The sequence below is a fragment of the Caenibius tardaugens NBRC 16725 genome, from assembly GCF_003860345.1.
GTDB classification, from domain to species: Bacteria; Pseudomonadota; Alphaproteobacteria; order Sphingomonadales; family Sphingomonadaceae; genus Caenibius; species Caenibius tardaugens.
In genome coordinates this window covers 2,986,158-3,000,564 of record NZ_CP034179.1, presented here as the reverse complement: position 1 = coordinate 3,000,564, position 14,407 = coordinate 2,986,158, and the positions used below count along the sequence as shown (strand labels likewise).

Here is a 14,407-nt window from a genome sequence, read left to right as displayed (position 1 = left end):
GACAGTGCTTTCCCGATCCGAACCTGGAGAAGGAAAACCCTATGCCATTGTCCCTTCACGCCGCACTCGTTCCGGGCTGGACGCAGATTCTGCGCGCGTGCCGCAACTGGCTCGACAAGGCCGAGAGCCATTGTCAGGCCCATAATCTGGCTGCGGCTGGTCTGATCGAAGCCCGCCTGATTGCGGACATGTTGCCACTGAATTATCAGGTGAAAAGTCTGGCGGTACATTCGATCGGCGCCATCGAAGGTGTGCGGCGCGGGGCGTTTTCACCCGACTGGTCGGAACCGCCCGCCAGTTTTATCGCCCTGCGGGAAAAGCTTGATGCCACGCTTGATGCCCTTGCAGGTGTGACAGTGGCGGAAATGGAAGACTTCTTCGACCGTCCGGTCGTCTTCACGGTGGGCAGCAAATTCCGGCTGGATTTTACCGCGGAAAACTTCCTGCTCGGCTTCACGCAGCCCAACTTTCATTTCCACGCGACCACCACGTACGACATTCTGCGCGCGCAGGGTGTGGCACTGGGCAAGGGCGATTATCTCGGCGCCATGCCTGCCAACGGTTGACCGCCGCCCACCTGCAAGGGGCATTGTCTCTGAACTGTCAGCATTTTGTCGCAGCGGTGTCATCACCGCTGCATAGGGCTGACACCCGAAAAGCAGCGCCGCTCGGTGCGGCACTGCGCGATCGGGAAGATGCATGGATCAGGATATCGCCCTGGGCAACGGCAAGCGCGGCCAGCTTGTCGCACAGGCCGCAGTCAGCACAAAAGGGTTCGGGGGCGCGGCCTTGCTGGAGCGCGCGTTTGCCTTTGCATTTCGTGGGTTGGTTTACCCCCAAATCTGGGAAGATCCCGAAGCCGATATGGCCGGGCTGGACATCCGCCCGACCGATCACATCGTCACGATTGCCAGCGGCGGTTGCAACGCGTTGAGCTACCTCACCGCCGATGCCGCGCGCATAACCGCGCTTGACCTCAATCACACGCATGTGGCGCTGGGGCGCCTCAAACATGCCGCGATGACGCACCTGCCCGATTACGCCCATTTCCGGCGGTTCTTTGCCGATGCGGATCAGCCAGCGAACAGGGAGGCCTATTTCGCCCACATCGCACCGCATCTGGATGCGGACACCCGACGCTATTGGGAATCGCGTGATGGGCTGGGGCGCAAACGCATCCACATTTTTGCCAAAGGGGCCTATCGTCATGGCCTGCTGGGCACCTTTATCGGCCTTGCCCACGTCATGGCGCGCCTGCATGGCGAAAACCCGCGCGATATTCTGGCGGCACGCAACCGCGCCGAACAGCGCGCGCATTTCGAACACAGATTTGCACCTATTTTCGACAAGCCACTGATCCGCTGGATGACCAGCCAGCCGGCTTCGCTGTTCGGCCTGGGCATCCCGCCAGCCCAGTACGACAAGCTGGCAGGCGGCAACAGCATGGCGCAGGTGCTCCGGCAGCGATTGGCAAAGCTGTCCTGCGACTTTGATTTTAACGAGAACTATTTCGCCTGGCAGGCATTTTCGCGCGGATACAGCAAAGCACCCGATGCCAGCCTGCCGCCCTATTTGCAGGAACGGCATTTCGCTGTCCTGCGCGCACGCCTGCCGCGCCTGAGCACGTATCAGGCGAACATGACCGACTGGCTTGCCGCACAGGAGGCGCAGAGCGTCGACAAGTTCGTTCTGCTCGACGCACAGGACTGGATGACGGACGAACAGCTCAACGCCCTGTGGAGCCAGATCTGCCGCACGGCTCGCCCGGAAGCACGAGTGTTGTTCCGCACGGCGGATGAACCCTCGCTCCTGCCGGGGCGGCTCGCACCGAGCCTCCTTGCGCTGTGGGACTATCGTGAGGATGAATCGCATGAGCTGACCGCGCGCGACCGGTCGTCCATCTATGGCGGGGTACATCTCTATGTCCGGCGCGGTTGATCGCGCATTGGGCGAACAGGCTGCGCGCATGGATGATACCTATGCGTTTCAGCGGCATATCTACGATCTGACGCGCAAATATTACCTGCTTGGGCGGGACCGGCTGATCAGGGAACTGGACGTGCCTTCCGGCGGATCGGTTCTGGAAATCGGCTGCGGCACCGCGCGCAATCTGGTGCTGGCCGGGCGGCATTATCCCCAAGCGCGCCTCTATGGCCTCGATATTTCGGAAGAAATGCTGAAAACCGCCCGCAGCAAGCTGGCCGGTACGCCGCTGGCCGGGCGCATCGCCCTCGCCCGCGCAGATGCCACCGCATTCAATGGAGCGAGCCTGTTCGGGCGGGAACGGTTTGACCGGATATTCTGTTCTTATACCCTGTCGATGATTCCCGATTGGCACGGGACTATCCGCAGGGCCGCTCAGGCCCTCTCGCCCACAGGGTCGTTGCATATCGTGGATTTCGGGCAGCAGGATCACCTGCCCCGCGCCTTCCGGTTCCTGCTGCAACGCTGGCTCGCGCGGTTCCATGTCACTCCGCGTGAAGATCTGTTTACGGTCTGTGCGGATATCGCAAGCGAACAGGGCCTGCATCTGCAGATGCGCCAGCTCTATCGCGACTATGCCCGCATGGTGGTGCTCAAAGCATCAGGCTGACACAAAAAAGCCGCCAGGTTTCCCCGGCGGCTTTCGTGTTCTTTGCAGAACTGTGGTTTGGCTCAGTCGTCCGACTTGAGGAACGCAGGCATGTGGTTGGGGTCGCCCCCTTCCCGGCCTTCGTCACGGTCGCGACGCGGGCCGCGATTGCGATCACCGCCGCGTCCACCACGGTCGCCATCACGGCGCGGACGCCGATCACCGCGATCACCACGGTCCCCGCGCGGTTCACGCGGTTCGCGGGGCGGACGGGTATCTTCCAGTTCTTCGCCGGTTTCCTGATCGACCACACGCATCGACAGGCGGACCTTGCCACGGTTGTCGATTTCGAGAACCTTGACTTTCACTTCCTGGCCTTCGGAAACGACATCGGTCGGCTTTTCAACACGTTCGTTGCGCATTTCCGACACGTGGACGAGACCGTCCTTGCCGCCCATGAAGTTCACGAACGCACCGAAATCGACGATATTGACGACCTTGCCGTTGTAGATCTTGCCGACTTCGGCTTCTTCGACGATCCCCTGAATCCACTTCTTCGCGGCTTCGATCTGGTTCACGTCCGAAGAGCTGATCTTGATCACACCTTCGTCGTCGATGTCGACCTTGGCACCTGTTTCCGCAACGATTTCGCGGATCACCTTGCCGCCCGTACCGATCACGTCCCGGATCTTCGACTTGTCGATCTGGATCGTTTCGATACGCGGGGCATGGGCCGACAGTTCGGTGCGGGACGAACCCAGCGCCTTGGTCATTTCGCCCAGGATGTGCGCACGGCCTTCCTTGGCCTGTGCCAGTGCCTGCTTCATGATCGCTTCGGTGATACCGGCAACCTTGATGTCCATCTGCAGGCTGGTGATGCCCGCTTCCGTACCGGCCACCTTGAAGTCCATATCGCCAAGGTGATCTTCATCACCCAGAATGTCGGACAGCACGGTGAATTCATCGCCTTCCAGGATCAGACCCATGGCGATACCGGAAACCGGACGTTCAATCGGAACACCGGCGTCCATCATCGAAAGACAACCACCGCAGACTGTCGCCATCGAGGACGAACCGTTCGATTCGGTGATGTCGGACAGCACGCGGATCGTGTAGGGGAAGTCTTCCTTGCTCGGCAGAACCGGGTTCAGCGCACGCCATGCCAGCTTGCCATGGCCGACTTCACGACGACCGGGTGCACCAAAGCGGCCCACTTCGCCAACCGAGTACGGCGGGAAGTTGTAGTGCAGCATGAAGCGCGAATACGACAGGCCATCGAGACCGTCGATCATCTGCTCCGCATCCTTGGTACCGAGCGTGGTGGTGCAGATCGCCTGCGTTTCACCGCGGGTGAACAGCGACGAACCGTGCGTGCGCGGCAGGAAACCAACCATTGCTTCGATCGGGCGAACCTGTGTGGTGGAACGGCCATCGATGCGCTGACCATCCTTGAGGATGGCGGTGCGGACGATTTCCGATTCCAGCTTCTTGGTCAGCTTGATTGCAGTCATCAGCGTCTGGCCGTCGGCGTCGGCGTACTGCGCCTTCACCTTGGCGCGCGCTGCGTTGAGCGCATCCGAACGCACCGACTTGTTGGTCTGCTTGTACGCTGCGGCGATATCCTTGCCGATCAGCTTCTTGATATCGGCCTTAAGGTCGGCGGTGTTGTCCGACAGGTCGATATCCCAAGGATCCTTCGCAGCCTTTTCAGCCAGTTCGATGATCGCGCCAATAACCTTGCGCGATTCTTCGTGGGCAAAGACAACCGCGCCGAGCATTTCTTCTTCGGTCAGTTCCTTGGCTTCGGATTCGACCATCATCACCGCGTCATGCGTGGCGGCGACGACGAGATCGAGGCGGCCTTCGGCGACCTGCGCCATCGACGGGTTGAGAAGGTATTCACCATCCTTGTAACCGACGCGTGCCGCACCGATCGGGCCCATGAAGGGAACGCCGGAAATGGTCAGGGCTGCCGATGCTGCGATCAGCGCAACGATATCGGGTTCGGTTTCGCCGTCATAGCTCATAACCTGAGCGATAACATTGATTTCGTTGTAGAAACCTTCAGGGAACAGCGGGCGGACCGGGCGGTCGATCAGACGGCTGGTCAGCGTTTCCTTTTCCGTGGCGCCGCGTTCGCGCTTGAAGAAGCCGCCGGGGATACGCCCTGCGGACGAGAACTTTTCCTGATAGTGAACGGTGAGCGGGAAAAAGTCCTGCCCTTCCTTCACCGACTTGGCGGCCGTCACGGCGCAGAGCACCACGGTTTCGCCATAAGTAGCCAGCACTGCGCCATCAGCCTGGCGAGCAATACGGCCGGTTTCCAGAGTGAGGGTCTTTCCGCCCCATTCCAGCGATACTGTTTTCACATCAAACATTCAGTTTTTCCTCGAACCCGCGAGGCCCTATTGCCACACGGGGTTTGCTAGCCCGGGTATTCCGTCCCGGTCCGGTGCGGGGTCTCAGATGCGTACCCCAAGGGCCATCTGCCGAATTGCAGAGAGGCCCTGATTACAATCCATCGCCATTGCGATGGTCCTACATACAAAGAGCGGCCCGCTAGGGGCCGCTCCGCAATTCTTACTTACGAAGACCAAGCTTCTGGATCAGAGCATTGTAACGCTCCACATCCTTCTTCTTGAGATAGGCCAGAAGGCTGCGGCGCTTGTTGACCATCATCAACAGACCACGACGGGAATGGTTATCCTTGTGGTTGTCCTTGAAGTGTTCGGTCAGGTTGCGAATGCGCTGCGTCAGGATCGCTACCTGAACTTCCGGCGAACCGGTGTCGCCGGGCTGGCGCGCGTTGTCCTGGATGATTTCCTGCTTCTTTTCGGCGGTTACCGACATATCATTCACTCCGCGACATCGGAAAGGTTAAACCCCCTGACAACCCGGGCGTCTCCGCCCGAAAGCTCCATCAGCGCAACCGGGATAGCACCCGATCTTGCCCAATAAAGCCCGTCGCCCTGGGGCAATCCGAATATGACCCGGCCCTGTCGGACCGCCCGTGCCGCTTCCGGATCGAGGGAAAGGGCCGGGATGTCGTCCAGCCCTGCCTCCAACGGCAGAATTACGTCTTCAAGGGGGGCGCCTGTACCGATTTCGTTCAATTTGTCCAGCGAAATCGCCTGTTCCTGACGGAAAGGCCCCGCCTTCAGACGCCGCAACATGGTGACATGGCCGACGGTCCCTAAGGCAATCGCAATATCGCGTGCAAGGCTGCGAATGTAGGTGCCCTTGGACACATGGGCAACCAGGGTCACCGATTCCGCATCGGCCTCGCTCTCCGCCAGATCGAGCGTACGGATCGTCACCGCCCGGCTTTTTAGTACGACCTCCTCCCCCGCCCGGGCAAGATCGTAGGCCCGCTGGCCATCGACCTTGAGCGCCGAATAGGCTGGCGGCATCTGTTCGATCGCCCCGGTGAAACGGGGCAATACCCCCGCAACATCCGCAACGGACGGAATATGATCGCTGTGCGCCGTCACCGCCCCTTCGGCATCAAGCGTATCCGTTTCCACGCCGAACCGGATCGTGAACGCGTAGATTTTCGAGGCATCGAGCATCCGCCCGCACAGTTTGGTCGCTTCCCCGATCGCGATCGGCAGCACCCCTTCGGCGAGCGGGTCCAGTGTGCCGCCATGGCCGACCTTGACCTTCTTGCCATAACCCGCCTGCCGCAAGTTGCGTTTCACCGCCGCGACCGCCTGCGTCGAACCCAGACCGACAGGCTTATCCAATATGATCCACCCGTGCGGCATCACGCATCGCCCCCGGAAGTGTGACCTTGATCCGGCCACGCGAGCGAACGCCCGTGATTGCGGATATCGGCGGGCCAATCATGGGTAAGATGATCATATCCCGCGCGGTTCCCGGCATAGATTTCCCGTACCGCGTTTTCGAACTGCGGCAGATCGCCGGCAATCACGTTGAGAAAACGGAACGCGCTGTCGCGGCATTCAGCCTCGGTCCGCCCGCGTGCCCGTGCTTCGTCGACCAGCCGCCGCAGCGCGGCAGAGGCCCCGCCCCGCTGTGCATTGAGCCAATCCCAATGGCGCGGCAGCAATGTCACCTCACGCGCTTTCACGCCCAGCGCCGGGCGCCCACGGTGCCGTTGTTCGGGCATGACGTGCAGATCGATATCGACCTGCCTGCCCGTTTCATCATCGAAAACCAGCAGATCGGAACTGCGCGCCAGCGGCGGCAAAGCGCGCGCGCTGGCGGCAACAACGTCCGGTCCACCCCGGGCGAGCAACGCCCCGTTATGAAAAGCCGTCAACATCATACGGTCACTCCTTGCGACCGCCTATATTCACCCGGATTTAAATGTCAATTTAAAACCCGGATAAAATTGAGTCGAGTGACGATCTTTCCAACACCAGGCACTTTCTAATATCTGGGCGCAACGTGCTTCGCCTTCTTGCTCTTCTTCGGCGGGCCATTGACCTTCACGAAGCTTTCGAAGGTATAGCGCTGCCCCTTCACATAGACGGCGCTCCACTTGTCCAACGAACCACTTGGGCTGGCGTCGATGCGAATGCCTTCCGCGAATGACAGGTCCGGAGAGGACCCCATCAACCTGGCCAGATACCATTGGCCATGCGTGTCTTCGAAATAGATCTCGCTCGAGCCCTTGGCACGCCAGTCCTTCACACCGCCCTGATTGGCAAAAGCTATGGATGCGTCGTCCGTCGCTTGCGTATTGGCGACGGACGCATGGCCATGTTCCTGCGCCAGTACGGCCTGAGGCACGGCAATCATGCTGAACGCGGCAAGGGGGGCCAGATAACGTACAGGTTTCATAGTCGTAGTCCTTTGACTACCCCATCCCCGAGCAAATCTGGGAAGCTTGCTTCAGACAATCAAGCGGCACCGGAATGAAATATCGGTAATCGCCGCTTCACATACCGGCAACCCATCCCGCCAGTGCCAGATAGTGCATGCTCAGCCATTGCACGGGGGGCAGGACCACCTTTTCCACGATGCCCAATCCCGGAAACAGCCAGGGAATGACCAGCAGCAGAATGAACAGCAGCGGGAAACCGAACGGGCGCAACTTTTCGTAATATTCCGCCGCGCGGGGCGGCAGCAGCCCTTCGACAATATGCGACCCGTCGAACGGCGGAAGCGGTAGAAGGTTAAACAGGGCAAGGAACACGTTGACGAGAATAAAGAAATTCAAACTCGTCAGCCCAAACGCCAGCAATCCGGTGGGTTCTGCCGTGACAGTGCGGGCGATCAGCCCCAACAGCACAGCGCCGACCCCGGCGAGCACGAGATTGGTGCCCGGCCCGGCAGCGGCCACAGCCATCATGCCGAAACGCGGGTTGCGCAGCCGCCACTTGTTCACCGGGACCGGCTTGGCCCATCCAAACACGGGCGCACCGGACAAGGCCAGCAAACCGGGCAGTATCACTGTGCCGAAAGGATCGACGTGCCGGATCGGGTTCAGCGACAACCGCCGCTGTTCGCTGGCAGTCGGATCGCCCAACAGCTTGGCAACGAAGCCGTGTGCGACTTCGTGAAACACGATGGCGAGGATGAGCGCCGGGATCATGGCCAGCGCGGTAAAGAGCGTTTCGTTCATTGCGGTGCGGAGATAAGCGCTCCCCCGCCATTCGCCAAGCAGTCAGCCGCGAATTGCCGCACTGTGGCGAAAACTATTCGTGACCCTCGATATCGCGCGCCACGCGCGGGTCGGACAGCAGCCGTTCGATACGATCCGCTTCGTCGAAGCTTTCGTCGGGCCAGAACTGAATCTTGGCCGCATATTTCAGCTTCAGACGCTGCGCCACCTCGCGCTGGAAAAAGGCGGTGTTGGTCCGCAACGCTTTCAGCACCTCGGCCTCGTCCGCGCCGAGCAAGGGCTTCACATAGACTTTCGCCTGACGCAGATCGGGCGACATACGCACTTCCGTGACGGAAACCGCATGCGCCGACAGCACATCATCGTGCACTTCCTGCCGCGTCAGCAGATCGGAGAGGATATGGCGCACCTGTTCGCCCACCTTGAGCAGGCGAACAGAGCGTGTTTCCGGTGTGGAATGATGTCGTGCCATTGGTCACTCCTGCCCCCCTCCCGCAAAGGAGGGGGATCAGATCACAACGTGCGTTCGCGTTCTTCGACTTCGAAGACTTCCAGCGTGTCGCCAGCCTTGATGTCGTTCGTATCGGCCAGCACCACACCACATTCGAGACCGGCGCGGACTTCGTCCACATCGTCCTTGAAGCGGCGCAGCGATGCGATGGTCGTCTTCGAAACGATAACGTCGTTGCGGGTGAGACGGGCATAAATGCCCTTCTTGATGTAGCCTTCGAGAACCAGCAGACCGGCCGCCTTGTCCTTCTTGCCTGCGGGGAAGATTTCCTTGATCTCCGCACGGCCGACGACATGTTCGATCCGCTCCGGCCCAAGTTCGCCCGCCATCTCCTTCGCGATTTCTTCGGTCAGGTGATAAATGACATCGTAGTACATCATCCGCGTCTTGTTGCGGTCGATCAGTTCGCGCGCCTTGGCGTTCGGACGGACGTTGAAGCCGATGATCGGCGCCCCCGAAGCCGAAGCGAGCGTAACGTCGCTTTCGGTGATCGCACCCACACCCGAATGCAGGATGCGGACCTTGATCTCGTCGTTCGACAGGTTGTGCAGCGCCGTGTTGATCGCTTCCACCGAACCCTGCACGTCGGCCTTCACCACCAGCGGGAATTCGATGATGTTCTGCTTGTCGGCCAGTGCCGAGAACATCGTATCGAGGCTGGCCGGCGCCATGGCCGTGCGCTTTTCCGTCGCCTTTTCCTTGCGATAGGACGACACTTCGCGCGCGCGCTGTTCGTTTTCGACCACGGTCAGCGTATCACCGGCCATGGGCACGCCGCCCAGGCCCAGCACTTCGACCGGCATCGATGGCGGGGCTTCCTTGATCTGGCGTCCCTTGTCGTCGATCATCGCACGCACACGGCCGCTTTCCGTGCCGACAACCAGCACATCGCCCTGCCGCAGCGTACCACGCGTGACCAGCACGGTGGCCAGCGGCCCCTTGCCCTTGTCCAGCTTGGCTTCGATCACCGTTGCTTCGGCTTCGCGGTTCGGATTGGCCTTGAGTTCGAGCAGTTCCGCCTGCAGCAGGATCTTCTCGATCAGTTCATCCAGCCCGGCACCGGTCTTGGCCGAAACTTCAACGTCCTGCACCTCACCCGACATCGCCTCGACCACGATTTCGTGTTCGAGCAGGCGTTCACGCACCCGCTGCGGGTTGGCTTCGGGTTTGTCGCTCTTGTTGATCGCAACGATCATCGGCACGCCTGCGGCCTTGGTGTGATTGATCGCCTCGATCGTCTGCGGCATGATCCCGTCATCGGCAGCCACGACCAGCACCACGATATCCGTGACATTGGCCCCGCGCGCGCGCATTTCGGTAAAGGCGGAGTGGCCCGGCGTATCGAGGAACGTGATCTGGGCGCCACCCTTGGTCTTGATCTGGTACGCACCGATATGCTGCGTGATGCCGCCCGCTTCCCCGCGCACCACATCCGTGCCGCGCAGCGCATCGAGCAGGCTGGTCTTGCCGTGATCGACGTGGCCCATGATCGTGACCACCGGCGGGCGTGCCTGCAACGTTTCGAGCGCATCGACGTCTTCCGACGTATTGATATCGACATCGCTGTCGCTCACACGCGTGATGTTGTGGCCGAATTCCTCGACCAGCAGTTCCGCGGTATCCTGATCGATCGTCTGGTTGACGGTGACCATCATCCCCATCTTGAACAGGGCCTTGACCAGATCCGCACCCTTTTCAGCCATGCGGTTGGCAAGTTCCTGCACCGTGATCGCTTCAGGCACGACAACGTCGCGGACCTGCTTCTCGCGGTGCTGCTGCTGACCGGCGAAATGGGCCCGGCGTTCTTTCTCACGCGCACGCTTGAGCGCCGCGAGCGAACGCGCACGCGCGCCTTCATCGTCGTTGAGCGCGCGATTGACTGTGAGCTTTCCACCCTTACGGCGATCATCGCCACCCTTTTCGCGGGTTACCTTGCGATCGTCCTTCTTGCGGTCGGTCCGTTCCGGACGCTTCACTTCAGGACGCGCAACCGGGGTGAACTTGCGGGCTACAGGCGTCGGGGTGGCGGTGGCATCGCCGTCCGTTGATGCGGCAGTATCCGTTGCAGCCGCATCGTCTGTCGGCTTCGCTTCTGCCTGATCCGCCACTTCCGTCGCCGGTTCGGCACGCTCTTCCGTAGCAGGAGCCGGGGCCGGTTCTGCAGCCGCTTCTTCCGCCGCCTTGCGTGCGGCTTCGGCAGCGGCGCCTTCCGCCTGCCGATTTTCCTCAGCGCGCCGCTTTTCTTCCTCGAATGCGCGCAGCCGCTCTTCCTCTTCGCGGCGATTGGCCTCTTCCATGGCCGTAAGGCGGGCTTCTTCCGCTTCGCGTAGCAAGCGGGCCTGCATTTCCTGGCGGCTTTCACGCGATTTCGGCGGAGCGGCTACCGGCTTCTGCGCAACCGGGGCCGTAGCAGGCGCGGGCGCGGGTGCGGGCGCCGGAGCCGAAGTCGCCGCAGGGGTAGGCGCGGCAACCGGTGCTGCCGGTGCTGTCGCTTCAGGCGCAGCCGACGGTGCGGCATCCTTGCCATCGGGCGCACCTGCACCCGGCTTGACGATCTTGCGACGCTTTACTTCCACGACCACCTTGTTGGTGCGGCCATGGCTAAAGGTCTGCTTGACCTCGCCTGCCTCGACCGAGCGCTTGAGGCCCAGAGGCTTGCGGCCCAGCGTCGGTTTGTTGTCGGTATCGCTCATAAAGCTCGTTTAACCCTTCGTATTCTCAAATAGTCGCCACCGCGCATCACGCACTGGCATTTGTCCGTTCGCCGTTATCGTCTGTGGCCGCATCTGCGGCCCCGTTGAATTGCAGCAAACGCCGCAGCGGCAAGGCTACTCTCTCGGCCGAAGACTCGTCGGCAAGCGCCAGGTGGACGACATTGTCGCGGCCCAATGCCACAGACAGCGTCGCCCGGTCCAGTGGCAAGCGCACACCACCCATTCCCGACCCTTCGGCTTCCATACCCACGCGCCAGGCCTGATCCAGTTTGCGCGAGCCATCGTCAGCCGCATCGGCGGCATGGCCAAGCCATGCCACACCACCCATCCGGGCCTGTTCCGCAATGCGGTCGGTTCCCAAGATAAGCCTTCCGGCGCGCATTTCGAGACCCAGCCGGTCGAGAAAAGCGCGCGTCAACGCCTGTGCGATCAAGTCTGGCAAATTGTCGGGTATGTCGAGACGCGCACCTTTGAAAGCGCGGGCCAGCGCCCCCTTGAGCTTGCCGTTGGCCAGTGCAGCTCCGAGTTCCGCACGGGTAACGCCGATCCATGCGCCGCGCCCTGGCGCACGCGCCAGTGCATCAGGCAGCACCATACAGACACCGTCCGGACCTTCGGGCGAGATCGCCAGCCGCACCAAAGCATCCCGAGCGGCGTTGTCCCCCGTCAGGATACAGCGGCGTTCAGGCCCGCTTTCGCGAGCCTTGCGGCCGTCAGCGATGTCTGGGCCTAGCGGCTCATTGTGAGGATTCCGCATCGGCGGCCTCCTCGTTAGCGGGTTCGTCTTCGAACCAGTGGGCGCGCGCGGCCATGATGATCTCGTTGCCCTGCTCTTCCGTCAGACCATAAGTGGCAAGCACGCCACCCTTGTCATCCGTACGAGCGCGGCGGACCGGCGCATTATCGCGGCGACGCGGTGCTTCACGCTTCTTGGCGATCAGTTCGTCGGTCGCCAGATCGGCAAGATCGTCCAGCGTCTTGATCCCGGCCTTGCCCAGCGTCACCAGCATGGCCTCGGTGAGATGCGGCATGTCCGCCAAGGCATCTTCAACACCCAGGCCACGGCGTTCTTCACGGGCAGCCTCTTCACGGCGCTCCAGTGCTTCCTGCGCGCGGCTCTGCAGTTCTTCGGCCAGTTCCTCGTCAAAGCCTTCGATGCCGGCCAGTTCGTCCATGCCGACATAGGCCACTTCTTCCAGCTCTGCGAAGCCTTCGGCCACGAGCAGCTGCGACAGCGTTTCGTCGACATCGAGTTCTTCCTCGAACATCTTCGAACGTTCGGCGAATTCCTTCTGCCGCTTCTCGCTCGCTTCCGCTTCGGTCATGATATCGATCGCGGCATTGGTGAGCGACGATGCGAGACGCACGTTCTGCCCGCGGCGGCCGATTGCCAGCGAAAGCTGATCATCGGGGACCACCACTTCAATGCGGCTTTCTTCCTCGTCGATGACAACGCGGCTGACCGTTGCCGGCTGCAGCGCGTTCACCACGAACGTCGCCGTATCCTCGCTCCACGGGATGATGTCGATCTTTTCGCCCTGCAGTTCCTGCACCACGGCCTGAACGCGGCTGCCCTTCATGCCGACGCAGGCACCGACCGGATCGATCGAGCTGTCGTGGCTGATCACGCCGATCTTGGCGCGGCTGCCCGGATCGCGTGCGGCGGCCTTGATCTCGATGATGCCATCGTAGATTTCGGGCACTTCCTGCGCGAACAGCTTCTTCATGAATTCGGGATGCGCGCGCGACAGGAAAATCTGCGGGCCGCGATTGTTGCGTTCGACCTTCATGATCAGCGCACGCACACGTTCGCCCACGCGGGCGGCTTCACGCGGAATCTGCTGATCGCGGCGGATCACACCTTCGGCGCGCCCGAGGTTGACGATCACATGGCCGAACTCGACCGACTTGATCACACCCGTGACGACTTCGCCCGAACGATCCTTGAACTCTTCGTACTGACGCTCACGCTCCGCGTCGCGGACCTTCTGGAAGATCACCTGCTTGGCCGACTGCGCGTCGATACGACCCAGATCGACCGGTGGCAGCGGATCGACGATAAAGTCGCCGATCTTGGCATCCTTCTGCAGCTTTTCAGCCTGCTTGAGATCGACCTGCTTGAAGTAGTCCTCGACTTCCTCAACCACTTCGACAACGCGCCACAGACGCAGATCACCGGTTTGCGGGTCGAGCTTTGCGCGAATGTCGTTTTCCGCGCCATAGCGGTTGCGCGCCGATTTCTGGATCGCCTCTTCCATCGCCTCGATAACGATCGACTTGTCGATCATCTTCTCGCTGGCAACGGAGTTCGCAATCGCGAGCAGTTCTGCCTTGTTGGCGGAAATCGCACTGGCCATTATCTTCAGCCTTCCTCTTCTTCGAGAATTTCGTCCGCACCACTGACATCGAGCGGGCGGGTCGCGGCGATCAGGCGGTCGGTCAGGACCAGCTTCGCCGAATGAATTTGTGCAAACGGGACAGCAACCTGCCCGCTCTTGCGATCCTCGATCGTCACGATCCCGTCCACAATGCCAACAAGATCGCCGCGCAGATCGCGGCGCCCGTCGAGCTTTTCGACCAGACCGATTTTCACCTCGTGCCCTGCCCAGGCCGCGAAATCCTTCTCGCGGGTGAGCGGACGATCGATTCCCGGTGAGCTGACTTCCAGCCGATAGGCCCCGTCGATCAGCATTTCGCCCTGTTCTTCCAGCGCATCTATCACATCCGAAACGCGGCGCGACAATTCGGCACACTGTTCGATTACCAATTGCCCGGTGGCCGGATCTTCCGCCATGATCTGCAAGGCGGGCTCATCCCCGGCCTCGGACCCCAGCATCTTTACGCGCACGAGTTCGAAACCGAGAGCCTTGGCTTCGGGTTCCACCACTTCAGTAATGCGCGCGATATCCGCCATCAATTCTCCAGAACAATACATCTATTGCAGCAACGCGGTTTGGCGCCCGGCCCCGGCGGGGCCAGCGTCCAAACCTTGTCACGACAATGTCGGGATGACGCGCAAA

General features: G+C 61.2%; 14 protein-coding genes. 3 read left to right on the top strand and 11 right to left on the bottom strand.

Annotation, left to right across the window (positions count from 1 at the left end; all coding sequences use genetic code 11):
• The first annotated feature begins 41 nt into the window (after positions 1-41).
• The 3 genes from EGO55_RS14110 (at position 42) to EGO55_RS14100 (ending at position 2,593) form a co-directional block, all read left to right on the top strand.
• A complete protein-coding gene (locus tag EGO55_RS14110) occupies positions 42-566 on the top strand; it encodes a DUF1993 domain-containing protein (protein ID WP_021688739.1) in 525 nt (174 codons plus the stop codon).
• Between the two features lie 133 nt (positions 567-699).
• Positions 700-1,938, top strand: coding sequence for a BtaA family protein (locus tag EGO55_RS14105; RefSeq protein WP_021688740.1), 1,239 nt, complete (start codon positions 700-702; stop codon positions 1,936-1,938).
• Positions 1,922-2,593, top strand: coding sequence for a class I SAM-dependent methyltransferase (locus EGO55_RS14100; RefSeq protein ID WP_052023590.1), 672 nt, complete (start codon positions 1,922-1,924; stop codon positions 2,591-2,593). Before EGO55_RS14105 ends, EGO55_RS14100 begins: the two co-directional genes overlap by 17 nt.
• Before the next feature lie 62 nt (positions 2,594-2,655).
• On the opposite strand, the gene pnp is transcribed toward EGO55_RS14100, so the two are convergent.
• The 11 genes from pnp to rimP form a co-directional block, all read right to left on the bottom strand.
• The gene (gene pnp / locus EGO55_RS14095; protein ID WP_021688742.1) at positions 2,656-4,950 is read right to left on the bottom strand and encodes a polyribonucleotide nucleotidyltransferase; all 2,295 of its coding nucleotides are present in this window, start codon (positions 4,948-4,950) and stop codon (positions 2,656-2,658) included.
• 202 nt (positions 4,951-5,152) lie between these two features.
• On the bottom strand, positions 5,153-5,422 hold the full coding sequence (gene rpsO, locus EGO55_RS14090) for a 30S ribosomal protein S15 (RefSeq protein ID WP_021688743.1): 270 nt from the start codon (positions 5,420-5,422) through the stop codon (positions 5,153-5,155).
• A gap of 5 nt (positions 5,423-5,427) precedes the next feature.
• Entirely contained in the window at positions 5,428-6,336 is a 909-nt protein-coding gene (gene truB / locus EGO55_RS14085) for a tRNA pseudouridine(55) synthase TruB (RefSeq protein WP_021688744.1), read from the bottom strand.
• Positions 6,336-6,860, bottom strand: coding sequence for a DUF2239 family protein (locus EGO55_RS14080; RefSeq protein ID WP_021688745.1), 525 nt, complete (start codon positions 6,858-6,860; stop codon positions 6,336-6,338). The genes truB and EGO55_RS14080 overlap by 1 nt, the downstream gene beginning before the upstream one ends.
• A 104-nt stretch (positions 6,861-6,964) precedes the next feature.
• Entirely contained in the window at positions 6,965-7,378 is a 414-nt protein-coding gene (locus tag EGO55_RS14075) for a DUF6491 family protein (RefSeq protein ID WP_021688746.1), read from the bottom strand.
• 97 nt (positions 7,379-7,475) lie between these two features.
• Positions 7,476-8,162: a site-2 protease family protein gene (locus tag EGO55_RS14070; RefSeq protein WP_021688747.1), complete on the bottom strand. Its 687-nt coding sequence runs from the start codon at positions 8,160-8,162 to the stop codon at positions 7,476-7,478.
• 73 nt (positions 8,163-8,235) lie between these two features.
• Positions 8,236-8,634 (bottom strand): 30S ribosome-binding factor RbfA, encoded by a 399-nt coding sequence (rbfA, locus tag EGO55_RS14065; RefSeq protein WP_021688748.1) that lies wholly within the window; start codon positions 8,632-8,634, stop codon positions 8,236-8,238.
• A gap of 41 nt (positions 8,635-8,675) precedes the next feature.
• The gene (gene infB, locus EGO55_RS14060; protein ID WP_021688749.1) at positions 8,676-11,366 is read right to left on the bottom strand and encodes a translation initiation factor IF-2; all 2,691 of its coding nucleotides are present in this window, start codon (positions 11,364-11,366) and stop codon (positions 8,676-8,678) included.
• A 46-nt stretch (positions 11,367-11,412) separates the two neighbouring features.
• Complete coding sequence (locus tag EGO55_RS14055; RefSeq protein WP_021688750.1) at positions 11,413-12,144, bottom strand: DUF448 domain-containing protein; 732 nt, start codon at positions 12,142-12,144, stop codon at positions 11,413-11,415.
• The gene (gene nusA / locus EGO55_RS14050; RefSeq protein WP_021688751.1) at positions 12,125-13,744 is read right to left on the bottom strand and encodes a transcription termination factor NusA; all 1,620 of its coding nucleotides are present in this window, start codon (positions 13,742-13,744) and stop codon (positions 12,125-12,127) included. The genes EGO55_RS14055 and nusA overlap by 20 nt, the downstream gene beginning before the upstream one ends.
• Before the next feature lie 5 nt (positions 13,745-13,749).
• A complete protein-coding gene (rimP, locus tag EGO55_RS14045; protein WP_021688752.1) occupies positions 13,750-14,301 on the bottom strand; it encodes a ribosome maturation protein RimP in 552 nt (183 codons plus the stop codon).
• Positions 14,302-14,407: the final 106 nt, after the last annotated feature.